Source organism: Nocardia wallacei (assembly GCF_029869545.1).
In the GTDB taxonomy this organism is placed as follows: Bacteria; Actinomycetota; Actinomycetes; order Mycobacteriales; family Mycobacteriaceae; genus Nocardia; species Nocardia wallacei_A.
The window spans coordinates 1-23,739 of sequence record NZ_JARWQD010000038.1 but is presented as its reverse complement, the minus strand read 5'-3'; the positions used below and the strand labels follow the sequence as shown (position 1 = coordinate 23,739).

Sequence of the window (23,739 nt, the reverse complement as noted above, 5' to 3'; positions counted from 1 at the left end):
CCGGAGGGAGGTGGGATATCGGCGCGCACGGGGATCCCTCAGCGGCTCCGGCCGTTCCCCGTTCGCGCCGAACGACCCGGGACTCCTCGGCCGACCGGAGACGCCGAGGGTCGTGCACGATCATCGAATCTCGGCTGGCTCCAAGGGAAACGGCGGTTCACCGACACCGACGATGCGCAGATTGCCCCACGGATCGCGCTCCTGCAGGGTGGCGGCCGTCGGGGCGCCGCCGGGCAGCGTCAGCGACACCTGACCGCGCCGCGGATCCGGCAGGTCGACGCCGTCGGCCGCGGTGACCCGGCCGTACCAGTGGTAGCGGCCGTCGATCGGGTCCGGATGCCCGCTCAGCGCCACCGTCACCGGCAGCTCCGCACCCGGCGCATCGAGGACCGCCGGGCCCGAATACTCGTGGGCGGGTTCACGTTCCGCCGCCACCGTCAGATCGAAATGGCCCGGATCCGGACGGCGCATGGCCCGCCAGTAGGACACGCTCGACCCCGGCCACGCGGCGCGGTTGAGCCCCTGCTCGTCCAGGTACCAGCTCTGGCATCCGCCCGAATTCCACACGGTCCCAGACAGTTTGGCCTGCACGCGCCGATTGAACTCGTGCTGGGTCGCCGCCCGGACCTCGATCCGGGTGCCGGACGTGCGCCGCATCCGCTCGATGCACTGGCGGATATAGCGGGCCTGCGCCTCGATCATGAACACGATGGACTGATGTCCGCCACCGGAATTCGGGCCCACGATCAGGAACAGATTCGGCAGGCCGTGCACGGCGACGCCGAGGAACGCCTCCATGCCGCCGCGCCAGAGGTCCTGGATCGTGCGCCCGTTCGCGCCGACGATGTGCTGCGCGGCAAAGCGATCGGAGATCTTGAAGCCGGTGGCGTACACGACGGCGTCGAACTCGCGCTCGCGTCCGTCGGCGGTCGCGACACCGGTCTCGGTGAGGCGATCGATCGGTTCGGTCACCAGCTCGACGCCGTCCCGCTGCAATGCGGGATAGTAGTTGTTGGACACCAGGATCCGCTTGCAACCGAGCCGGTAGTCCGGCGTCAGCTCACGGCGAAGTTCCGGGTCCCGTACCTGCCTGCGCAGGTGCCCGCGCGCCACCGACTCGACCCGCCGCATCAACCCCGGATTCATGAACGCCGGAATCATGGACTCGTAACCCCAGTAGACCGCCCACCGGTACAGCCGCTGCGCCCCCGGCACGAATCGGAACACCGCGTGCTCCGCGGACGACAGGCGCCGATCCGGTTTCGGGACCACCCAGTGCGGGGTGCGCTGGAACACCGTCACCTGCGCGGCCTGCTTCGCGATCTGCGGCACGAGCTGCACGGCGCTCGCCCCGGTGCCGATCACCGCGATCCGCTTACCCGTGACATCGAAGTCGTGATCCCACCGCGCGGAGTGGAAGCTGGTGCCGCGGAACGACTCTCGACCCGGAAGGTCCGGAACCGACGGCTCGTGCAGCGGCCCGGGTGCCATCACCACGATCCGCGGGCGCAGCTGCCGTCCGTCGTCGGTGCGCACGGTCCAGCGGTCGGCGTCGTCGTCGAAGTCGAGGGCCACGACCTCCGACCGCAACCGGATGTGCCGGTGCAGGTCGTAGCGATCGACGGTGCGCCGCAGGTAGTCCAGGATCTCGGGCTGGCGGGCGAACATCCGCGTCCAGCGCGGGTTCGGCTCGAACGAGTACGAATACGTCAGCGACATCACGTCGCAGCCGCATCCGGGATAGGTGTTCTCCCGCCAGGTGCCGCCGATCTCCTCGGCCTTCTCCAGCACGACGAAATCCTCGATGCCCGCCCGCCGCAGCTCGATCGCCGTCCCGATACCGCCGAAACCCGCACCGACGATGACGATCTCGGGATCGGCACCGCTCGGCTCGCTGCGCTCGCTCATGCCCACAGCCCCCGGCGCTGCCAGATCCATTTGCCGATCGGCCCGATCAGCCCCTGTTTGTCCAGGAACGCACCGAGATTCGCGGCACCGGTGCCCAGCGCCCGCTTGGCGTCCGGATTACCGCGCGCGGTCCGCGCCGCCGCGCGGCCGTCCAGCCCGGCCCGCTCGTACATGTGCGGGTTGGTCATCAGATAGACGAACAGCGGAGCCGCGACCGCGACGCACAGTCGCGTGTAGGCGAATTCGGCCCGCGACATCGTCGGCACCCGCCGGGCCAGCGCATCGCGGGCGAATCCGATGTGGCGCGCCTCCTCGGTGACATGGATCCGCATCGCCCGCGAGACCAGCGGCTGCAGCTGCGGATCGTCGAGGGTGCGGCGCTGCAGCGCATCGAAGATCTCCTCGCCCACCAGCGCGCCCACCCACGTCATCGACCCGCGCAGGAACAGTTGCAGCGACGAGATGACCAGGCGCGCATAGGGTTTGGGCCAGTAGGGCCGGGCCTCGATGCGGTCGATGAGCTTGCCGAACATCATCATGTGCCGACATTCGTCGCCCATTTCGGTGAGCGTGTAATGCGAGTGGCGCGTGGTGGGATCGCCGTTCATCAACTCCCGCAACAGCAGCCGGTTGAGCAGGTTCTCGAACCAGATGCCGACCGACAGGACGTTGGCCAGCTCCTGGCGCGACAGTTCGCGGCGCTGCTGCGGGGTCATCGACTCCCACAGCTCGGTGCCGTAGAGCGAGACGACCTCGGGCGGCAGGAACAGTTTCTCCGGATCCAGCGGGGCATCCCAATCCAGGTCGACCACCGGGTCGTAGGACTTGCGCACCGACCCGGTCAGCAGGCGCTGTGCGAAGGACTCCTGGGGGAGCAGTGCGGCCTCGTTGCCCATGACAGCTCTCCAATGCTCGATTACTGATACAAGCTGTTACAGTCAGATTAGTGAGACAGGGTGTAACGGTCAAGGGTGCGGCGAGTATCGTTGCGGTGTGACCGGAACCAGCGGAAAGTCCGTATCGCGGCAGGCGGCGGCGTCCGTCGACGGCCGCAGCACCCGCTGGAACGGCCATAAGCGCCAGCGCCGCGCGGAGGTGCTCGACGCCGCGGTCGCGGTCATCGAGGAGAACGGCGTGGACGTCTCGGTGCAGCAGATCGCCGACCGGCTGCGGCTGCCGCGCCCGGTGGTGTACCGGCATTTCGACGGGCGGGCCGACCTGGACGAGCAGATCCGCCGCCGCATTCTGGAAGCTTTGCTGGCCGAGCTGATGCCGACGCTGCGCGGCGGCGGCACGCTCAAGGACGCGGTGCGCGGCGCGGTCGGGACCTACGTGGGCTGGGTGGAGCGGCATCCGCATCTGCACCGGTTCCTGGCCGGGGGTGCGCCGCAGGGCGATACGTCGCAGGCCCTGGCCGGGGCGCGCGACCGGATCGGCGGGCAGTTGGCCGACCTGTTCGCCACCACGCTGTCGCGCTTCGGGATCGATACCGACCGCGCGCGGCCGATGGCGTTCGGCATCATCGGATTCGTCGACGGCGTGGTGAACAGCTGGCGTGCCGATTCGGCCACCGCGCTGACCTCGGAGCAGGTCGGGGGCATGGTGTCGGCGTCGGTGCTGGCGATCTTCGAGGGCAATGCCCGCAGTCTCGGCGTGCCGCTCGAGCGTGACACGCTGGTCGCCGACCTGCTCGCGCGATCGGAAGAGCCACGGGTCCAACAGGTCTCGTGACCGCGTCGAGCGGCATCAGGCGGCGGGTTTCGCTAATCTCACCCCGGTGTCCGGATTGCCCACCTTGATCGGTCTGCTCGATGACGCCGCGCTGCTCTCGCTCGAGCATCAGTTACACCTGACCGACCTGCTGGGCGAGCATTCCTGGCGCTGCGATCTCGCGGCCGGGCGGCTGGAATTCCTCGGTGCGGACAAGACGTTCGTGTGCACGGAGTTCCACCTGCTGGGTACCGCGGCGGCGGGGTCGTGGCTGTGGTCGTGGGCCAACCCGCGCGGATTCCCGGCGCCGGTCACCGCGGTCGCGGAGAGCGTGCGCTACTTCGGGATTCAGCACCGCATCGGCGAACTGGCCGAGGCGGAGCTGCCGTTCACCGCGCTGACGGTGGTGCCGCCGGAGCCGCCGCTGGTGGTCGGCGTGATGATGGAGGCCGCCAAGATCATCTCGGGGCACTGGTGCGGATACAACGCGGTGCTCGGCGACGAGGGCGGCCGCGCCGCCTTCCTGATAGATCACCCGGATTTCGTTCTGCCGCAACCGGACTCGTCGCGCATCGCCGCGGTGCTGACTCGCGCCATGTCCGGACCGACGCTGTCGGACCACCGCCGCGCCGTCCGCAGCTACCTGCGCCGCCGCGGCCTCACCGCCGACTTCGACGCCGCCCGCCGCCGCCTCACCTTCTCCGGCTCCGGGATCGCGGGAACCGTCGACTTCGACGAGGACGGCCGAATGGCCGCGGTACACGCCGACGAGCCCGAGGACGGGCGTGTGGCCGCTGTGTCCTAACCGTAGACCCGCGCCGGGGTCGGTATCGGGCGTAGCTCGGTGACCTGCAGCGTCGGCGTCATCTGCGTTTCGACGCGGGCGCTGTTCGGTTCGACCCGGCCGCGGACCGAGACCCAGGTGTCGTCGGGCGGGGGATCGAAGGTGCCCGCCAAATGGACGCGCAGGAGCTGGGCGTCGGCGACGCAGCAGGTGATGACCAGGCGGGCCAGGTCGACGCCGGTGCGGGTGCCGTCCGTGCGGGGTGCGCCGTCGTGGTCGGTGCGCACGATGAAGCCGATCACGGTGATGTCGCGGTGGTCGAGCGCACCGCTCGAATCGTAGGAGGCGCGGTCGATGAGCTCGTACATGCGCAGCGTCGGGGCGTCGCCGACCGGCAGCGGCGGGAACGCGAACTTGCCGTCGCCGCCGTCCGCGGGCGTGCCGACCGTGGCCTGCACGGTGGTGCCGGACTGCACGGATCCGGCGCCCAGCGCGGGCGGCACGACGATCAGCAGCGCGGTGATCGGGGCCAGCAGCAGCCACTCGGCGCGGCCGTGGCCGTGATCGGAATCGGCTGCGGCCCAACCCCTTCGGATATCGCGCCCGATCGTGAGCAGGGCCAGCAGCGTGAGCGCCGCGCCGCTGACGATCAGATACGGCTGCAGGCCCGGCTTGACGTAGCGCAGATAGGTGTCGTCGAGCGCGATCTTCAAGACGGCGCCGCCGATCAGCAGCAGCACGAAATTCTGGGTCACCCGGTTCATCGGGCCCCCACGAAGATCAGTCCGGCCAGCGCGCCGCATCCGGTCGCGACCGCAAAGGTCAAGGGCGCGAACCGGATCGCGAATCGCCGCCCGAAGGTGCCCGCCTGCATGGCGAACAGTTTCACATCCACCGCCGGGCCCACGACGAGGAAGACCAGCCGCGGCAGCAGCGGCAGGCCCGACATGCTCGCCGCCACGAAGGCGTCGGCCTCCGAGCACAGCGCCAGCACCACCGCCAGCAGGGCCAGCACCACGATCGCCACCAGCAACTGCCCGGACAGGCTCCGGTACCAGTCCGGCGGCACCAGCACGTGCAGCGCCGCGGCCGCGGCGGCCCCGACCACGAGAAACGCTGCGGCCTGCAGGAAGTCGTGCCGTGCGGCCTCGGTGAACACCTCCCACCGCGACCGTCCGGGCGCCCAGTGCTCGTGCCCGTGCGGCCGCGCGGTGAACCATTCCGGCCGCCCGAACCGCGACCAGAGGAACCCCATCACGAACGCGGTGGCCAGCGATCCGGCGAACCGCGCCGCCACCATCCCGGGCTCGCCGGGAAACGCCACGGCCGTCGCGATCAGCACCACGGGATTCACCGCGGGCGCCGACAGCAGGAACGCGAAGGCCGCCGCGCTCGGCACGCCCTGATCCATCAGCCGCCGCGATACCGGCACCGCCCCGCATTCACATCCGGGCAGCGCGATCCCCGCCAGCCCCGCCACTCCGATCGCCGCGGATTCGTTGCGCGGCAGGATCTTCCGCAACAGATCGGGGGAGGCGAAGGCGGCGATCGCGCCGCTGATCACCACCCCCAGGACAAGGAACGGCACCGCCTGCACGAAGATCCCGGTGAACACCGTCGCGGCGGTCTGCAGCTTCGCGTTCGACTCGAACCACCCGGCCAGCGGACCCGCGAACACCACGCCCAGCACGAGCAGAGCGGCGAGCGCGTACGTCGACGACCCCGGCGTCGTCCGCGAAGGCCGGTGCGCGCGAGGGGGATCGGCGATCTGCATGCCGGTATTATCCGTGCCGCATCGCCCGAACGGCTTCCCAGGTCGTCTCGCGGAGTGTCGCCCGGGTCAGCTCGACCGCGTCAGCGCCCGATAGCTGCTGTGCCACAACCATTCCACCGGGCCGCGGTCGAATCGGCGCAGCCACAGATGGGCGAACGTCAGCATGATTGCGCAGACCGTCAGGTAGATCGCGACCGTGAACGGCACCCGGGCGCCGGGGGAGACCTGCGCGGCCAGCCCGAGACCCCAGCCGTAGCACAGCGCCGAGGCCACCAGGTTCTGCAGGATGTAGCAGCTCAGCGCCATGCGGCCGACCTCGGAGAAGCGGCGGCCGGTGAATCCGGTCCGGGTGCGCTCGACGTAGAACTCGGCGACCAGGGCGAGGATCCCCAGGGCCACCAGCGGCGCGAGGCCGTACCGGGTGAACAGCACCAGATCCCCGTTCCACACACCGAGTACGAGGTCGAGCGGCGCGGCGATCGCGAAGCCGAGCACCATCAGGCGGCGGCGCAGCCCACGACCGGCCGGTTCGAACAACCCGGCGCGAAACAGATTGGCGCCCAGCAGAAACAGCGCGATCGACATCGGGAACACGAACAGCGGCTCCAGCCGGAACAGCCCCACGTTCTCGAGCCGGAACACCACCAGATCCCAGAACGAGCCGTCCGCATAGGGATTGGGGTCCAGCGGCTGCGGGTCGCCCGATCCGGAGGGCGGCGCGAGGGCCATCGCCGCGGCGATCAGTGTCAGCATCGCGACGTGGATCCCGGCGGCGATGAGCAGCCAGCGCCGCTGCGCCCGCTCGCTGGTCGCCAGCACGTACGCCACCACCGCGCCGGTGACCGCGTACCCCATCAGCACGTCGAATTCGGCGATGAACAGGAAGTTCAGCAGGCCGTCGAGCAGGAGTAGCCCCGCTCGCACCGGATAGCTTCCCGGCCAAGCCCGCCCGCCGCGCACCGCCGACCGCTGCTGAATGGCCAGCCCGATCCCGAACATGATGGTGAGCAGGCCGAGGAATTTGCCCTGCGCGAGCTGCTGCAGCACCGCCTCGGTCCAACCCGGGGCGCCCGACGGGTCGCCGCGGCCCTCGAGGTAGCCGATGAGGCCCTCCGGATTGGTGAGGATCCAGATGTTGGTGCCGAGGGTGCCGAGGATGGCGATGCCGCGCAGCACGTCCAGCGCGGGCAGCCGACCGGCGCGCGCGGGTGCGGGTGTCGCGGTGACGTCTGTGCCGGACGTGGTGGGCCGGGCGCTCGATTCGGGCATGCCGACCATTCTCATACACCCGTATGAACGCGGTCCATCCGCCGTGAGGATGAACCGCGATGCGACCTTCGGCCGATCCGGCGCATCGGTTGCCGGGCCCGTCGCGGACCCCGGGATCGCCCCGACCGTCGGCCGGTCGCATAGGCTCGGGTTATGCAGCGCATCATCGGAATCGAGGTCGAGTACGGCATCTCCACGCCCACCGAGCCGTCGGCCAACCCGATTCTCACGTCCACCCAGGCGGTGCTGGCCTACGCGGCGGCGGAGGGCGTGCCGCGCGCCAAGCGCACGCGCTGGGACTACGAGGTGGAGTCGCCGCTGCGCGACGCCCGCGGATTCGATCTGGGCAGGCTCAACGGTCCCGCCCCCGTGATCGATGCCGACGAGGTCGGCGCGGCCAACATGATTCTCACCAACGGGGCCCGCCTGTACGTCGACCATGCCCACCCGGAGTACTCCGCGCCCGAGGTCACCGATCCGCTGGACGCGGTGATCTGGGACAAGGCGGGCGAGCGGGTGATGGAGGCCGCCGCCCGCTACGCCTCCAGCGTGCCCGGGGCCCCGCGCATGCAGCTCTACAAGAACAACGTCGACGGCAAGGGCGCCTCCTACGGCACCCACGAGAACTATCTGATGAGCCGGGATACGCCGTTCAACCAGATCATCGTCGGCCTCACCCCGTTCTTCGTCTCCCGCCAGGTGGTGTGCGGTTCCGGCCGCGTGGGGCTCGGCCAGTCCGGCGACGGCGCCGGATTCCAGCTCTCGCAGCGGTCGGACTACATCGAGGTCGAGGTCGGGCTCGAGACCACCCTCAAGCGCGGCATCATCAACACCCGCGACGAGCCGCACGCCGACGCGGACAAGTATCGCCGCCTGCACGTCATCATCGGCGACGCCAACCTGGCCGAATGGTCCACCTATCTGAAGGTCGGCACCACCGCGCTGGTGCTGGACCTGATCGAGGCGGGCGAGGATCTGTCGGATCTGCAGCTGGCCCGCCCGGTCACCGCCGTGCACTCGATCAGCCACGACCCGACGCTGCGGGCCGTGGTGGCGCTCGCCGACGGCCGCGAGCTGACCGGCCTTGCGCTGCAACGGATCTACCTCGACCGGGTGGAGAAGTTCCACGGCCGCGAGGGCACCGACGACGCCCGCGTCACCGACATCCTGGAGAAGTGGGCGCACGTGCTCGACCTGCTCGAGCGCGATCCGATGGAATGCGCTGACCTGCTCGACTGGCCCGCCAAGCTGCGCCTGTTCGAGGGCATGCGCAGCCGCGAGGGCCTGGGCTGGGCGGCGCCGAAGCTGCACCTGATGGATCTGCAGTACTCCGACGTGCGGCTGGACAAGGGCCTGTACAACCGCCTGGTGGCACGCGGCTCGATGCAGCGCCTGGTGTCCGAGCAGCAGGTGATGGACGCGATGACCACTCCGCCCACCGACACCCGCGCCTACTTCCGCGGCGAATGCCTGCGCCGCTTCGGCGCCGATATCGCCGCCGCCAGCTGGGACTCGGTGATCTTCGACCTGGGCGGCGATTCCCTGGTCCGCATCCCCACGCTGGAGCCGCGCCGGGGCACCAAGTCCCACGTGGGCAAGCTGCTCGACGGTGTGGACACCGCCGCCGAGCTGGTCGAACAGCTCACCACCTAGCCGCGGCGAGGTCGCGACCGGGGCACGTTGCGATGTAATCCGGCATGTTGTCCCCCGGGCTGGGTAGTGTTGAAGCACGAGCATCGGACTTTCTCCGATGCTCGCCGATGATCATTCATGAGGAGGTCGGCTGCTATGGCACAAGAGCAGACCAAGCGCGCCGGTGGCGGCGACGAGGACGACGACGCGGTCGGCGCGGACGGCGCGGGCCAGGAGCGCCGCGAGAAGCTGGCGGAGGATACCGACGACCTGCTCGACGAGATCGACGACGTGCTCGAGGAGAACGCGGAAGACTTCGTGCGCGCATACGTTCAGAAAGGCGGCCAGTGACACCAGGTGACCCCTTGCGGCTCCACACGGGGTACGCCCTGTCATCCTTCTCCGAATATCTGCGAGAGCACGCTCCGGAACTGTTGCCCGGCAAGGGTTTCGGTCGCGTCGCAGGATATAGCCCCGCACGGCACCACGATCGTCGCGGTCAGCTATCGCGGTGGCGTGCTCATCGCCGGTGACCGGCGCGCCACCCAGGGCAACCTGCTGGCCAGCCGGGATATGGAGAAGGTCTATCTCACCGATTCGTTCTCCGCGGCCGGCATCGCCGGTACCGCGGGCGTGGCGGTGGAGATGATCAGGTTGTTCGCCGTGGAGCTCGAGTACTACGAGAAGATCGAGGGCGTGCCGCTGACCTTCGACGGCAAGGCCAACAAGCTGTCGAAGATGGTGCGCGACAATCTGCCCGCGGCCCTGCAGGGCCTGGCGGTGGTGCCGATCCTGGTCGGCTACGACCTGGAGGCCACCGATCCGGACCGGGCCGGTCGCATCGTGTCCTACGACGTGGTCGGCGGCCGCAGCGAGGAGCGCTTCGGCTACACCGCGGTCGGTTCCGGCTCGATGTTCGCCAAGTCGTCGCTGAAGAAGACCTACCACCGCGATATCGATGAGGACGGCGCGCTGCGCATCGCCGTCGAATCGCTGCTCGACGCCTCCGACGACGACACCGCCACCGGCGGGCCGGACCTGCTGCGCGGCATCTACCCGACGGCGATCGTCATCAATGCCGAAGGGTCCGAAGAGGTTTCGGACGAGCGGCTGGCCGAGGTGGCCCGGACGATCGTGGAGCGGTCGGCGGAAGAAGGGAGCGCGCACGCATGACACTGCCGTACTACGCGTCGGCCGAACAGATCATGCGCGACAAGACCGAGCTTGCGCGCAAGGGCATCGCACGGGGCCGCAGTGTCGTGGTGATGGTGTACGACAAGGGTGTGCTGTTCATCGCCGAGAACCCCTCGGCGACGCTGCACAAGGTGAGTGAGCTGTACGACCGGGTGGGGTTCGCCGCGGTCGGCAAGTACAACGAGTTCGAGAACCTGCGCCGCAACGGCATCCTGACCGCCGACCTGCGGGGCTATCAGTTCGACCGGCGCGATGTCACCGGTCGCTCGCTGGCCAACGGGTACGCCCAGCTGCTGGGCACCATCTTCACCGATCAGCTCAAGCCGTACGAGGTGGAGATCTGCATCGGCGAGGTCGGCTATCCGGAGCAGGCGCGCAACTCGGTGCTGTATCGGATCAATTTCGACGGCTCGATAGTGGACGAGCGCGACTACGTGGTGATGGGCGGCAATACCGAGCCGATCGTCGCCGCGCTCAAGGACACCTATCAGCCGGGCCTGGAACTCGGCGCCGCGATCAAGCTGGCGCTGCAGGCGCTGCAGAAGGGCACGCCCGAGGGCGACAAGGACAAGCGGGTGCTCGGTGTCGGGACGCTGGAGGTGGCAACCCTCGAGCAAGCTCGCCCGCGCCGCGCCTTCCGCCGCATCTCCGGCACCGCGCTGGAGGCCCTGCTGTCCGAGGACAAGGGCGGCAAGGCCAAGAAGCCCGCGGAGAAGAAGGGCGACGAGCCCGAAACCCCTTCTGCGGGAGACCCTTCCGGCCCATAGCGGGCCACAAGGTGACCGATCCGACAATCGGCCACCGCATTCGCGGACCGGCGGGCACGATTGCTCCTTGCATTCGCGGACCGGCGGGCACGATTGCTCCTTGCATTCGCTGACCGGGGGACACGATTGCTCCTTGCATTCGCTGACCGGCCGCACAATATTGGCCCTTGCCCTCGCCCCCCGGGCGAGGGCAAGGGGCCTTGTCATTTCCCCCGTTCGGGGTGGGTAGGCGTTTGCCCCGGGGCCTAAATCGTTGCGAACCCGTATGCATCGGCTTGCTCGCACAGCCCATTTCGGACAGGGCATGGCTGTAATGTCGATGGTGTGCAGCGACGAATCATGGGGATCGAGACCGAGTTCGGGGTGACGTGTACGTTCCACGGCCACCGTCGGTTGAGCCCCGACGAGGTGGCCCGGTACCTGTTTCGCCGGGTGGTGTCCTGGGGCCGCAGCTCGAACGTATTCCTCCGCAACGGTGCCCGGCTCTATCTCGATGTCGGTTCCCATCCGGAGTACGCCACGGCCGAATGCGACAGCCTGGTGCAGCTGGTCACCCACGACCGCGCCGGTGAGCGGGTCCTGGAGGAGCTGCTGATCGACGCCGAACAGCGCCTCGCGGAGGAGGGCATCGGCGGCGACATCTACCTGTTCAAGAACAACACCGACTCGGCGGGCAACTCCTACGGCTGCCACGAGAATTTCCTCGTCGTGCGGGCGGGGGAGTTCTCCCGGATCTCCGACGTCCTGCTGCCCTTCCTGGTCACCCGGCAGCTGATCTGCGGCGCGGGCAAGGTGCTGCAGACGCCGAAGGCGGCCACCTTCTGCCTGTCGCAGCGCGCCGAGCACATCTGGGAGGGCGTCTCCTCGGCGACCACCCGCTCGCGCCCGATCATCAACACCCGCGACGAGCCGCACGCCGACGCCGAGAAGTACCGGCGCCTGCACGTCATCGTCGGCGATTCGAACATGTCCGAGACCACCACCATGCTGAAGGTCGGCACGGCGGCGCTGGTGCTGGAGATGATCGAGGCCGGGGTCTCGTTCCGCGATTTCGCGCTCGACAACCCGATCCGCGCCATCCGCGAGGTGAGCCACGACCTCACCGGCCGCCGCCCGGTGCGGTTGGCGGGCGGGCGGCAGGCCAGCGCCCTCGACATTCAGCGCGAGTACTACGCCCGCGCGGTGGAGCACCTGCGCAACCGCGAGCGCGACCCGCAGGTGGACGCGGTGGTCGACCTGTGGGGCCGCACGCTGGACGCGGTGGAGGCGCAGGACTTCGCCAAGGTCGACACGGAGATCGACTGGGTGATCAAGCGCAAGCTGTTCCAGCGCTACCAGGACCGCTACGGCATGGACCTGTCCGATCCCAAGATCGCCCAGCTGGACCTGGCCTATCACGACATCAAGCGCGGCCGCGGCGTCTTCGACCTGCTGCAGCGCAAGGGCCTGGCCAAGCGCGTCACCGAGGACGACGCGGTCGACGCGGCGGTCACCACCCCGCCGCAGACCACCCGCGCCAAGCTGCGCGGCGATTTCATCACCGCCGCCCAGGAGGCCGGTCGCGACTTCACCGTCGACTGGGTCCACCTCAAGCTCAACGACCAGGCCCAGCGCACGGTCCTGTGCAAGGACCCGTTCCGCTCCGTCGACGAGCGAGTGGACCGCCTCATCGCCTCGATGTGAGCAATGGCGACCATCCGAATCCGAAACCTCGCCGAGGAAGGCGTCGAAGTGCTTCGTCGAGCGGCTGCTGCCGAAGGGCTGTCGTTCCAGGCATCCATGCGGCGGGAGATCATTGCAATCTCACTTCGTTCGCACGAAGAAGGCAGGTCCGGGACTGGCCGCGCGAAAATAGCGCTAGAATAGCGCTATGGCCACTATCCAGGTTCGAGACCTGCCGGACGAGGATGCCGAACGACTACGTCAGCGCGCTGAGGCTGCGGGGATGTCGCTGCAGGCTTATATGCGGCAGGAGCTGATAGCCATGGCTCGTCGTCGCACGAAGGCCGAGGCGTTGGCGGCCGTTCGCGAGGCTCTCGACCGCGACCCGGGTCCAGGCGGGACACGGGACAGCATCCTGGCGGCCTTGAGGGAGACTCGTGGCGAGTGATGAGTATGTCGCCGATGCCTCCGTTGTCTCGACTGCCCTGCTGCGGAAGGACGCTGTCGGTGTTGCGGTAGCTGAGCTCTTGCGTACGACAGTCGTACACGCCCCACATCTGATTGATGCCGAGGTCGGTAGCGTGCTGCGCCGGCACGAACGGCAGGGTGTGATCGAGGATGCCGCCGCCGCAACAGGACTGCGCATGCTGGACAGCATCATTGATCACCGCTATGTGCATCATGGCTGGCTGGCGATCGAGGCGTGGAAGCTGCGGCACACCATATCCTTCTACGACGGACTGTATGCCGCCCTGGCCGCGCGGCTGGGCGTGCCGCTGCTCACCTCGGACGCGAAGCTGACGAGGGCTCCGGGACTGCCCTGTGATATCGAGCTGATCGGCTGACATCCTCGAATTCGTGGCGTAATCGTGCGCCGACGCGCATGGGTTTGCGTGGGCCGATTACTCTGTGTCGGGTGGCGATATCCAAGGTCGAACGGCTGATGAATCTGGTCATCGCGCTGCTGTCGACCCGGCAGTTCCTCACCGCGGAGCGAATCCGCGAGAGCGTGGCCGGATACGAGGACTCCGCCAGCGACGAGGCGTTCAGCCGGATGTTCGAGCGCGACAAGAACGAGCTGCGCGACCTGGGCATCCCGCTGGAGGTGGGCCCGGTGAACCGGTACTCCGGCCAGGAGGGCTACCGCATCAACCGCGACGCCTACGAACTCCCGGACATCGATCTGACCAGCGAGGAGGCCGCCGCGGTGGCGGTGGCGGTGCAGCTGTGGGAGTCGCCGGAACTGGCGACCGCGGCCGAGGGCGCGCTGCTGAAGCTGCGGGCGGCGGGCATCCACGTCGAGGCCGACGCGGCCCTGGCCTCGGTCCCCGCGGTCCCCGCCCGCACCCGGGGCTCGGAGGCGGCGCTGGGGAGGCTGCTGGCCGCGATCGACGCCGGGCGCGCGGTCCGGTTCGAACACCGCATGTCGCACAACGCCCCCTACCTGATGCGCGACGTGGAACCGTGGGGCGTGGTGACCCACCACGGACGGTGGTACCTGGTCGGGCACGACCGCGACCGCGACGCGACCCGCACCTTCCGGCTGTCCCGCATCGGCGACGACGTCACCGCCTACGGCCCGCGGAACGCGGTGCACAAGCCGGAGGATCTGGATCTGCGCCGGATCGTCACCCAGGTGACCGGCGCCTCACAGGTGACGGGCACGGCGACGGTGTGGGTCGCCGAGGGCCGCGGCCAGGACATCCGGCGGCTCGGCGCGGCCGTGGAGGACCGCGAGATCGGCGGCCGCCCGGGCTCGATCGTGGAGGTCCCCGTGCGGTCGCGGGACTGGCTGGCCCGCCTGATCACCGGCCTCGGCCCCGACGCGCTGGTATTGGCGCCTGCCGACCTGCGCGCCGACGTCGTCGAACGGCTGCGGTCGGTGCTCGAGCGTACGGAAGTGGGGGCGTCGTGAGCGCGGGGGTGGGGTGTGAGTAGTCGGCTGTCGACGCGGTTGTCGCGACTGCTGAACATGGTTCCGTACTTCCTGGCCAATCCGGGAATCAGCGCCGCCGAGGCCGCCGCGGAACTCGGCGTCACGACCAAACAGCTGATGAACGACCTGAACCAGCTGTGGATGTGCGGCCTGCCCGGCTACGGACCGGGCGATCTGATCGACCTGTCGTTCTCCGAGGAGAGCATCGAGGTCACCTTCTCCGCCGGTATCGAACGCCCGCTGCGGCTGACCTCCACGGAGGCGACCGCGGTGCTGGTGGCGCTGCGCTCGATCGCGGACCTGCCGGGCATGGTGGACCCCACCGCCGCCCGCTCGGCCATGGCGAAGATCGAGTCGGCGATCGCCGGCGATCCGGACCGATGGGCCGGCCCGGAACCGGCGGCGCCCGCGGAGGCTCCCGCGGTGACCACGGTGCGCTCGGCCCTGGCCCGCGGCCGGGCGCTGCGCCTGGTGTACTACTCGGCCAGCCGCGACGTGGTCTCCGAGCGGGTGGTCGACCCCATCCGAATCGTGCTGGTGGACAACAACTCCTACCTGCAGGCATGGTGCCGCCAGGCCGAGGGGGTGCGGCTGTTCCGGTTCGACCGCATCGAGGAGGCCACCGAACTCGCCGAACCCGCGCGCCCGCCCAGCCACGCCACCGACGAATCCGCGGCCCTGGACCTGTTCTCCGACGATCCGGCGATCCCGTTGGCGCGCTTGCTGATACACGCCGACTACGGCTGGGTGCTGGATCAATATCCGATGCACCGGGTCGCGGTGCACCCCGACGGCAGCGTGGAGGCCACCATGCGCTTCGCCACGCTGGACTGGATGGCGCGGTTGCTGCTCGGATTCGGCTCCGGAGTGACGGTGCTGGGCCCGGCGGAGCTGGTGACCGCGGTCCGGGAGCGGTCGAGCGCCGCCCTGTCGGCCTACGAGACGCTCGAGAACACCGGCGGTGCCGGATACGACCGGACCGCGATCGAGGAGGTCGGTCCCGCTTGACGTTTCGCGTGACGGTGCTCGGCGCCGGCAGCATCGGCATCTTCGTGGGCGGGAAGCTGGCGGCCGCGGGCGCGGACGTCACCTTCGTCGGTCGCCCGCGACTGCTCGACGAGATCTCCGCGACGGGGCTGCGGCTGACCGATCTCGACGGCGGCGACGAGCGGGTCGCGCCGACGGCGTTCCAGGTCGCCACCGCGCCCGACGACGTCGGCGCCGCCGACCTCGTGCTGATCACGGTGAAGTCCGCGCAGACCACCGAGGCCGCGCGGCAGCTGGCCGAGCGGATCCGGCCCGGCACGGTCGTGCTGAGCCTGCAGAACGGGATCGGCAACGACACCGCGATCCGGGAGGTCCTGCCGTCGTGCGTGGTGCTCGCGGGCATGGTGATGTGCAATGTGGCGCATCAGGAGGGCGGCCGCTTCCATCGCGGCACCGAGGGCGGGCTGGCCGTCGCCGCCGATCCGGCCCTCGAGCGGTTCGCGCCCCTGTTCCGGCGGGCCGGGCTGGAGCTGCGCCGCTACCCGGACCTGCGGCCCGTGCAGTGGGCCAAACTGCTGCTGAATCTCAACAACGCGATCAATGCCCTGTCGGGTCGGCCGTTGCGCGAACAGCTCGCCACCCGCGACTATCGCCGCTGCCTGGCGCTGGCGCAGGCCGAGGCGCTGGAGGTGATGCGCCGCGCCCGGATCCACCCGGCCCGGCTGACCCCGCTGCCGCCCGGGCTGATGACACGGTTGCTCACCGTGCCCGACGCGGTTTTCACGCGGGTTGCCGGGCGGGTGCTGGCGGTGGATCCGATGGCCCGCTCGTCGATGGCCGACGATCTGGCGCTGGGCCGCCGCACGGAGATCGCCTGGTTGTCGGGGGAGATCGTGCGCCTGGGGCAGATGGTCGCGACGCCCACGCCGGTGAACGCCCGCCTGGTGGAGCTGGTCGAGGCCGCCGAGCGCGGCGACCCCCGCAGATGGGCGGGTCCGGAGCTGCTGGCACAGTTGCAGTCGGCGCAGGATCGACCCGCCGAACACCCGGCGAACGAGACCTGACGAGCGCGTTCACCCCGTACCCGGTCCGGTAGCATCGGACATACCACAGTCTTTGGAGGTAATCGATGGGTTCACTCAGCCCGACGCATTGGATCATCATCGCGGTGCTGGTGCTGGTGCTCTTCGGCGCCAAGCGGCTGCCGGACGCGGCCCGCGGCCTCGGTCGTTCGCTGCGCATCTTCAAGAGCGAGATGAGCGAGATGCAGTCGGACGGCGAGAAGAAGTCCGAGCAGCCCGCCAAGCCCGCGACCCAGGAACTGCCCCCGGCCCAGCCGACCAATTCGGTGCCGCAGGCGAATCCGGAAACGCACAAGGCGTAGCAGAGGTGTCGATCCCGGGATGAGACGATCATCCCGGGATGCGTGCTGTCGTGCGCCGGGCGGTGGCGGGCGGCGCGCGTGTTCAGGTTCCGGGCCAGGCGACCAGCGAGGCAATCACATCCATGCGCATTCCGTTCGACCCCCGGCGCAGCCGTCGCCGGGTCAACCCCGACGGCACCATGTCGCTGGTGGAGCACCTGCACGAGCTGCGGTCGCGGATCCTGAAGTCCCTGTTGGCCGTCGCGCTCACCACCGTGCTCGGGTTCCTGTGGTACGGCCACGGCTTCCTCGGCATCGAAAGCCTCGGCGACATCCTGCGCGGTCCCTACTGTGAGCTGCCCGCGGCCAAGCGCGTCCAGCTGAGCCCCGACGGTGCCTGCCGGTTGCTGGCGACCGCGCCGTTCGAGCAGTTCATGCTGCGGTTCAAGGTGGGCCTGACCGCGGGCGTGGTGATGGCGTGTCCGGTGTGGCTGTACCAGCTGTGGGCGTTCATCACACCGGGTCTGTACTCGAAGGAGCGCAGGTACGCGATCAGTTTCGTGGGCGCGGGCGCCGTGCTGTTCGTCGCGGGCGCGGTGCTGGCGTACTGGGTGGTCGCGCACGCCCTCAGCTTCCTGATGGGCATCGGTGACAACGCGCAGATCACCGCCCTGCGAGGCTCGGAGTACTTCGACTTCATCATCCGCCTGCTGATCATCTTCGGGGTCAGCTTCGAGACGCCGCTGCTGGTCGTGGGGCTGAACATGATCGGCGTGCTGAGCTACGAGAAGCTCAAGAAGTGGCGGCGCGGGCTGATCTTCGGCCTGTTCGTCTTCGCGGCGATCGTCACCCCGCAGGACCCGTTCTCGATGCTGGCGCTGGCCTTCGCGCTGACGCTGCTGTTCGAGGTCGCGGTCCAGATCGCGCGCCTGAACGACAAGCGCCGGGCCCGCCGCGACGACTGGAGCAAACTCTCCGACGACGAGGCATCCCCGCTCGACGAGCGGCCCGAGGCGGTCGGCGGCGTGGCGCCGGTCGACGCGCCCGGACCGGTGGGCGCGGCCGAGCCGGTCGCGGCGCGGGCGGAGAAAACACAGCGACCCGTGTCGGACTACTCCGATACCCTCTGACAAGTGACACTTCGGTCGCTGACTGGCGAACTCGCGGCATTTGCCGCGGAGCTCGATTTCTCCCTCGATCCCTTCCAGCGGGATTCCTGTGCCGCCCTGCAGGGCGGGCACAGCGTGCTGGTGTGCGCCCCGACCGGCGCGGGTAAGACCGTGGTCGGTGAGTTCGCGGTGCACCTGGCGCTCGCCGCGGGCGGCAAATGCTTCTACACCACCCCGATCAAGGCGCTGTCGAACCAGAAGTACGCCGATCTGGTCGAGCGCTACGGCCGCGGTGCGGTCGGGCTGCTGACCGGCGATCAGTCGCTGAATCCCGACGCCTCGGTCGTGGTGATGACCACCGAGGTGCTCCGCAACATGCTCTACGCGAGTTCGGATGCGCTGCAGGGGCTTTCGTACGTCGTCATGGACGAGGTGCACTACCTGGCCGACCGGTTCCGCGGCGCGGTCTGGGAGGAGGTCATCCTGCACCTGCCGCCCGACGTGCGGCTGGTGAGCCTGTCGGCGACGGTGAGCAACGCCGAGGAGTTCGGCGCCTGGATGGAGACCGTGCGCGGCGATACGGCGGTGATCGTCGACGAGACCCGGCCGGTGCCGCTGTGGCAGCACGTGCTGGTGGGGCGGCGCATGTTCGACCTGTTCGATCAGAAGTCCGGCGATCAGAAGGTGATCGTCGACGCGGACCTGGTGCGCTACATCAAGCACCGCGAGCAGGCGGACCGGATGGACGGCTGGGGCGGGCCGCGGGGGCGGGGCGGCCCGCGCCGCTTCTACCGGCCGCTGCCGCGCCCGGAGATGCTCGCCGTCCTCGATCAGGAGGCCCTGCTCCCGGCGATCACCTTCATCTTCAGCCGCGCGGGCTGCGACGGGGCGCTGGCCCAGTGCCTGCGGTCGCGGCTGGACCTGAGCCGCGAGGGCGACTACGAGGTGATCGACGAGATCATCGAGAAGCACACCGGCGACCTGCCGCGCAGCGATCTGGAGGTGCTCGGCTACTGGGAGTGGCGGGAGGCGCTGCACCGCGGCCTGGCCGCCCACCACGCGGGCATGCTCCCGGCCTTCCGGCACACCGTGGAGGAGCTGTTCGTGCGCGGCCTGGTGCGGGCCGTCTTCGCCACGGAGACACTGGCTCTGGGCATCAACATGCCCGCGCGCACGGTGGTGCTGGAGCGCCTGGTGAAGTTCAACGGCGAGACGCACGCCGAACTCACCCCGGGTGAGTACACGCAGCTGACCGGCCGGGCGGGGCGCCGCGGGATCGATATCGAGGGTCACGCGGTGGTCGTGTGGCATCCCGATGTCGACACCAGCGCGGTCGCGGGCCTGGCCTCCACTCGGACCTATCCGCTGCGCAGCTCGTTCCGGCCCGGGTACAACATGTCGATCAACCTGATCGACCGGATGGGCGCGGCGGAGTCGCGGGCGCTGCTGGAGCGGTCCTTCGCGCAGTTCCAGGCCGATCGGTCGGTGGTGGGCCTGGTGCGCGGGATCGAGCGCAACGAGGGGCAGCTGCGCAAGCTGAGTTCGCAGATCGACGACGACGGCTTCCTCGAGTACCTGTCGCTGCGGGACCGCGTGAAACAGCGCGAACGAGACCTGGAGCGGCAGGGCCGGGCCGACCGCCGGGGCGCGGCGGTCGCCTCGCTGACCTCGCTGCGCCGCGGAGACGTGGTGGCGATTCCGTCCGGCCGCCGCCAGGGCCTGGCGGTGATCCTGGAACCCGATGCGTCCCCGGGGGATCCGCGGCCGCTGGTGCTGACCGAGGACAAGTGGGCGGGCCGGATCTCGGCCGCCGACTTCCCGACACCGGCCCAGCCGCTGGGCTGGATGCGCCTGCCGCGTCACGTCGACCACCGCACCGCGCGCACCCGCCGCGATCTCGCGTCCGCGCTGCGCAGCACCGGCATCAGCGCACCGGGCAGGCAGCGCCGCGGCACCCGCTCCAAGGGCGGCGACGACCGGGAACTGCAGACCCTGCGGCGCGCCCTGCGCTCGCATCCGGCGCACACCCGCCCCGACCGCGAGCAGCTGGCGCGGGTCGGCGAGCGCTACTACCGGCTGCAGCGCGAGACCGAGTCCATGCGGCAGAAGGTGGCGGCCACGACGAACTCGCTGGCACGCACCTTCGACCGCATCGTGGGGCTGCTGGAGGAGCGCGGATATGTGGACGCCGGTGAGGTGACCGCCGACGGGCGCCGGCTGGCGCGCATCTACACCGAGGCGGATCTCGTTGTCGCCGAATGCCTTCGGCAGGGTCTGTGGCGCGGGCTCGGGGCCGCCGAACTGGCCGCGGTGGTGTCCATCCTGGTGTACGAGTCCCGGCAGGAGACCGGCGGCTACCTGGGCCCGGCCGGGCCGACCGCGCCGATTCGCCGGGCCGTCGGGGCCACGGTCGGCGTGTGGAGCCAGCTGCGCACCGACGAGGCCCGGCACAAGCTGATGCCCACCCGCGAGCCCGATCTCGGTTTCGTCACCGGGGTCTACAAGTGGGCCCGCGGTGACGGCCTGGCCGAATCGCTGCTCGCCAGCGGCGATCAGGGAAACGCGTTGTCGGCGGGCGATTTCGTGCGCTGGTGCCGCCAGGTGATCGACCTGCTCGACCAGATCCATCAGACCGCCGACGACACCGAGGTGGCGTCGACGGCGGCCAAGGCGGTGAAGGCCATCCGCCGCGGCGTGGTGGCCGTGGACGCGGCCTGACGGCGGCCGCGCCCGCATTCCCGGACATGGTGAACCACGCCAATCCGGACGCGGCGCAATCGACTGTGATTGGATGCTTGCGTGTACCGACCGTGGTGAGGCGATCTCACGCGGGGGGCAAGCGTGTGTAGACGAGTGCGAGTGGAGGCAGGCAGATGAGCGGCCCGTACGGACCGAGCGACACCCCTGGTCCAGGGGAGGGACGCCCGAACGATCCGACCCAGCAGTGGGGCGGACAGCAGTCACCCGGTCCGGCCGGTCCCACCCAGCAGTGGGGTCAGCAGCCGGGCAGCGCGCCGCAGCCCGGCCAGCAGTGGGGTCAGCAGGGCGGTGGCCAGCAGTGGGGTCAGCCGCAGCCGGGCCAGCAGCCCGGTCAGCAGCAGTGGGGCCAGCCTCCCCAGCAGCCGCAGTGGGGTCAGCAGAGTCAGCCGTCGTGGCCGCAGCAGCAGCCCGGTCAGCAGCCGTGGGAGCCGACCCAGCAGCAGTGGAATCAGCCGCAGCAGCCCGGTCAGCAGTGGGGTCAGCCGCAGCAGCCGGGCCAGCAGCAGTGGGGTCAGCAGCCGCTGCAGCTGAGCAGTCCGAAGAAGTCCAAGAAGGGCCTGATCATCGGCGGCGTGGTCGCCGCGGTGGTGGTCGTGGCGGCGGTCGTGCTCGGTGTCGTCTTCCTGTCCAGCGACAAGCTCGACAATCAGGCCGTGCAGACCGGCGTGCAGACCGTGCTCAAGGATTCCTACGGCATCGATGACGTCCAGGACGTCAGCTGCCCCTCCGGCCAGAAGGTCGAGGTCGGCAAGACCTTCGACTGCACGCTGAAGGTCGGCGGCGAGCAGAAGAAGGTCGCCGTCAAGATCACCAAGGACGACGGCACCTACGAGGTCGGCCGCCCGAGCTGACGGCGGCTAGGACCGTGCGCCGAGGGCCGCGATCAGGCGCTTGATCGGGCTCTCGGCGTTGTAGGCGGCCGCCAGGGCCTGGAGGCCCTCGGGATCCGCCGGGGCCGTGGGTAATACGTCGGGGCCGGAGAGGCCGACCTCGGCGTCGCGGACCACCTGGACGACGGGCCCCGCCGCCTTCAGGTAGCCCTCGGCGGCGCGCAGCTTGGCCCGGACGCCCTGGGCCAGATCGGAATTCGGATCCTCGACGGCGGCGACCAGGGCGTCGAGACTGCCGAAGCGGGAGATCAGGGTGGCGGCGGATTTGTCGCCGATGCCCGCGACACCGGGCAGGCCGTCGGAGGCGTCGCCGCGCAGGGTGGCCATATCGGCGTACGCGGGACCGGCGTTGCGTTGCGGCACACCGTATTTCGCCGCGACCTCGGCCGGGCCCCACAGCTCGGCCTTGGCCAGGCCGCGGCCGACATAGAACACCCGCACCGGCGGCGCGGGGTCGTCGCGGACCAGCTGCAGCAGGTCGCGGTCGCCGCTCACGACGATCGTCTCGTCGGTGCGCTCGCGGGTGGCCAGGGTGCCGATGACGTCGTCGGCCTCCAGGCCCTCCGCGCCCGCGGTCGCGATACCCGCCGCGGCCAGCACCGCGAGGATCATGTCGACCTGCGGGGTCAGCGTGTCCGGCACCTCCTCGATATCCGGCCCGGGCGTGCCCGCCTCGTGCCCACCGGCGTCGGCGAGCCGGTGCGCCTTGTAGGAGGGCAGCAGCTCCACCCGGAACCTCGGCCGCCAGTCCAGATCCAGGCACACCACCAGCCGCGCCGGGGCATGCCGGGTGATCAGCGCCGCCACCATGTCGGTGAATCCGCGCACCGCGTTCACCGGCTGCCCGTCGGGCGCGGTGATCTTCTCCGGAATGGCATGGAAGGCACGGAACCACAGGCTGGCCCCGTCGAGCAGCAGCAGCGGACCGGTGGCGGGTGAGCTCATGCCCCAGACGCTAGCCGATGCACCCGACAATCCGGCGGTAAGACGGCAAGGGCAAGCAGATCGGGGGAAAGCGGCGCGCGGTTGGGCGTAATGTCGATCTACATGAGCGCGGAGACGGAGGCACGGTTCGGTGCAGAGGTCTACGGGAAGCGATTGGAGCGGGCGGCGGAGCTGACGCGGGCGGCCAAGCTGGATGCGCTGCTGATCACGCCGGGGCCGGATCTGCGGTATCTGATCGGGTCGCGGGCGCAGTCGTTCGAGCGGCTGACCTGCCTGGTGATCCCGGCCAGCGGGGAGACGCCCTCGGTGGTGATTCCGAAACTGGAACTGGCGTCGCTGGGCGGGTCGGCGGCGGGGGAACTGGGGCTGCAGGTGCTGGACTGGACCGACGGCGTGGATCCGTACCGGGTGGTGAAGTCCGCGCTCAACGCCGGGGCGCGGGTGGCGGTCGACGACACCATGCCCGCGCTGCATCTGCTGCCCATCGCCGACACGCTCACCGCGCTGCCGGTCGCGGCCACCCCGGTGCTGCGGCAGCTGCGAATGCTCAAGGACGCCAGCGAGATCGAGGCCCTGCGGCGCGCGGGCGCGGCGATCGACCGCGTGCACGCCCGTGTGGGCGAGTGGCTGCGCGCGGGCCGCACCGAGGCGGAGGTGGCCGCCGACATCACCGCGGCGATCGTCGAGGAGGGGCATACCGAGGCCGCGTTCGTGATCGTCGGCAGCGGGCCGAACGGGGCGAATCCGCACCACGCGGTGTCGGATCGCCGCCTCGGCACCGGTGATGTGGTGGTCGTCGACATCGGCGGTCCGGTCGAGCCCGGCTACTACTCCGATTCCACGCGCACCTATGTGCTCGGCGAGCCCGATCCCGAGATCTCCGCGCGCTACGGCGAACTGGAGCGCGCCCAGGCGGCCGCCGTGGCGGCCGTGGGGCCGGGCGGGCCCGCCGCCTGCGGCGCCGCCGCCGCGCGCAACCCGTTGGCCGGGGGCGGGTTGGGGGGCGAGTTAATCCACCGCCCCGGCCCCGGCCAGGGGCGGTGGGGGGA

Annotated in this window: 22 protein-coding genes and 1 pseudogene; 17 read left to right on the top strand and 6 right to left on the bottom strand. The window is 69.9% G+C overall.

Annotation, left to right across the window (positions count from 1 at the left end; translation table 11 throughout):
* Window positions 1-120: 120 nt before the first annotated feature.
* Window positions 121-1,908: a DUF4873 domain-containing protein gene (locus QH290_RS02055; RefSeq protein ID WP_280381810.1), complete on the bottom strand. Its 1,788-nt coding sequence runs from the start codon at window positions 1,906-1,908 to the stop codon at window positions 121-123.
* On the bottom strand, window positions 1,905-2,804 hold the full coding sequence (locus tag QH290_RS02050) for an AurF N-oxygenase family protein (protein WP_280265936.1): 900 nt from the start codon (window positions 2,802-2,804) through the stop codon (window positions 1,905-1,907). Before QH290_RS02050 ends, QH290_RS02055 begins: the two co-directional genes overlap by 4 nt.
* Window positions 2,805-2,901: 97 nt before the next feature.
* On the opposite strand from QH290_RS02050, the gene QH290_RS02045 reads away from it, so the two are divergent.
* Window positions 2,902-3,639, top strand: a complete 738-nt coding sequence (locus tag QH290_RS02045; RefSeq protein ID WP_280265935.1) for a TetR/AcrR family transcriptional regulator — start codon at window positions 2,902-2,904, stop codon at window positions 3,637-3,639.
* 46 nt (window positions 3,640-3,685) lie between these two features.
* Window positions 3,686-4,423, top strand: coding sequence for a DUF6882 domain-containing protein (locus QH290_RS02040; protein ID WP_280265934.1), 738 nt, complete (start codon window positions 3,686-3,688; stop codon window positions 4,421-4,423).
* Here QH290_RS02040 and QH290_RS02035 read toward each other — a convergent pair.
* From QH290_RS02035 to QH290_RS02025, 3 genes are all read right to left on the bottom strand, one after another.
* Window positions 4,420-5,166: a TIGR03943 family putative permease subunit gene (locus QH290_RS02035; protein ID WP_280265933.1), complete on the bottom strand. Its 747-nt coding sequence runs from the start codon at window positions 5,164-5,166 to the stop codon at window positions 4,420-4,422. The two genes, QH290_RS02040 and QH290_RS02035, sit on opposite strands and share 4 nt — an antisense overlap.
* Window positions 5,163-6,176 (bottom strand): permease, encoded by a 1,014-nt coding sequence (locus QH290_RS02030; protein WP_280265932.1) that lies wholly within the window; start codon window positions 6,174-6,176, stop codon window positions 5,163-5,165. The genes QH290_RS02035 and QH290_RS02030 overlap by 4 nt, the downstream gene beginning before the upstream one ends.
* Before the next feature lie 66 nt (window positions 6,177-6,242).
* On the bottom strand, window positions 6,243-7,445 hold the full coding sequence (locus QH290_RS02025) for a DUF418 domain-containing protein (RefSeq protein ID WP_280381809.1): 1,203 nt from the start codon (window positions 7,443-7,445) through the stop codon (window positions 6,243-6,245).
* A 153-nt stretch (window positions 7,446-7,598) separates the two neighbouring features.
* Here QH290_RS02025 and dop point away from each other — a divergent pair, with 153 nt between their 5' ends.
* From dop to QH290_RS01955, 14 genes and pseudogenes are all read left to right on the top strand, one after another.
* Window positions 7,599-9,098: a depupylase/deamidase Dop gene (gene dop / locus QH290_RS02020; protein WP_280265930.1), complete on the top strand. Its 1,500-nt coding sequence runs from the start codon at window positions 7,599-7,601 to the stop codon at window positions 9,096-9,098.
* A 135-nt stretch (window positions 9,099-9,233) separates the two neighbouring features.
* A complete protein-coding gene (locus tag QH290_RS02015) occupies window positions 9,234-9,428 on the top strand; it encodes a ubiquitin-like protein Pup (RefSeq protein ID WP_068020240.1) in 195 nt (64 codons plus the stop codon).
* A pseudogene (gene prcB / locus QH290_RS02010) lies at window positions 9,425-10,250 on the top strand (proteasome subunit beta). Before QH290_RS02015 ends, prcB begins: the two are co-directional and overlap by 4 nt.
* Window positions 10,247-11,038, top strand: coding sequence for a proteasome subunit alpha (prcA, locus tag QH290_RS02005; protein WP_280265929.1), 792 nt, complete (start codon window positions 10,247-10,249; stop codon window positions 11,036-11,038). Before prcB ends, prcA begins: the two are co-directional and overlap by 4 nt.
* A 324-nt stretch (window positions 11,039-11,362) precedes the next feature.
* Entirely contained in the window at window positions 11,363-12,721 is a 1,359-nt protein-coding gene (gene pafA / locus QH290_RS02000) for a Pup--protein ligase (RefSeq protein ID WP_280381808.1), read from the top strand.
* 187 nt (window positions 12,722-12,908) lie between these two features.
* Entirely contained in the window at window positions 12,909-13,148 is a 240-nt protein-coding gene (locus QH290_RS01995; protein WP_280263199.1) for a FitA-like ribbon-helix-helix domain-containing protein, read from the top strand.
* Window positions 13,138-13,545 carry a type II toxin-antitoxin system VapC family toxin gene (locus QH290_RS01990; protein WP_280263197.1) on the top strand — a complete coding sequence of 136 codons (408 nt, stop codon included), beginning with the start codon at window positions 13,138-13,140 and terminating at the stop codon, window positions 13,543-13,545. The genes QH290_RS01995 and QH290_RS01990 overlap by 11 nt, the downstream gene beginning before the upstream one ends.
* Window positions 13,546-13,616: 71 nt before the next feature.
* A complete protein-coding gene (locus QH290_RS01985; RefSeq protein WP_280381807.1) occupies window positions 13,617-14,615 on the top strand; it encodes a helix-turn-helix transcriptional regulator in 999 nt (332 codons plus the stop codon).
* A 15-nt stretch (window positions 14,616-14,630) separates the two neighbouring features.
* Entirely contained in the window at window positions 14,631-15,644 is a 1,014-nt protein-coding gene (locus tag QH290_RS01980) for a helix-turn-helix transcriptional regulator (RefSeq protein ID WP_280381806.1), read from the top strand.
* Window positions 15,641-16,687 (top strand): 2-dehydropantoate 2-reductase, encoded by a 1,047-nt coding sequence (locus tag QH290_RS01975; protein WP_280381805.1) that lies wholly within the window; start codon window positions 15,641-15,643, stop codon window positions 16,685-16,687. Before QH290_RS01980 ends, QH290_RS01975 begins: the two co-directional genes overlap by 4 nt.
* Before the next feature lie 65 nt (window positions 16,688-16,752).
* Window positions 16,753-17,007, top strand: coding sequence for a Sec-independent protein translocase subunit TatA (gene tatA, locus QH290_RS01970; RefSeq protein ID WP_280263190.1), 255 nt, complete (start codon window positions 16,753-16,755; stop codon window positions 17,005-17,007).
* Window positions 17,008-17,129: 122 nt separating this feature from the next.
* Window positions 17,130-18,116, top strand: a complete 987-nt coding sequence (gene tatC / locus QH290_RS01965; RefSeq protein WP_280263205.1) for a twin-arginine translocase subunit TatC — start codon at window positions 17,130-17,132, stop codon at window positions 18,114-18,116.
* Between the two features lie 3 nt (window positions 18,117-18,119).
* Window positions 18,120-20,813: a DEAD/DEAH box helicase gene (locus QH290_RS01960; protein ID WP_280381804.1), complete on the top strand. Its 2,694-nt coding sequence runs from the start codon at window positions 18,120-18,122 to the stop codon at window positions 20,811-20,813.
* 155 nt (window positions 20,814-20,968) lie between these two features.
* Window positions 20,969-21,706: a DUF4333 domain-containing protein gene (locus QH290_RS01955; RefSeq protein WP_280263187.1), complete on the top strand. Its 738-nt coding sequence runs from the start codon at window positions 20,969-20,971 to the stop codon at window positions 21,704-21,706.
* A 6-nt stretch (window positions 21,707-21,712) separates the two neighbouring features.
* On the opposite strand, the gene QH290_RS01950 is transcribed toward QH290_RS01955, so the two are convergent.
* The gene (locus tag QH290_RS01950) at window positions 21,713-22,690 is read right to left on the bottom strand and encodes a 5'-3' exonuclease (protein WP_280381803.1); all 978 of its coding nucleotides are present in this window, start codon (window positions 22,688-22,690) and stop codon (window positions 21,713-21,715) included.
* 102 nt (window positions 22,691-22,792) lie between these two features.
* Between QH290_RS01950 and QH290_RS01945 the strand changes: the two genes are divergently transcribed.
* Window positions 22,793-23,739: M24 family metallopeptidase (locus QH290_RS01945; RefSeq protein WP_280381802.1), on the top strand; the 947-nt coding region annotated here is incomplete at its 3' end.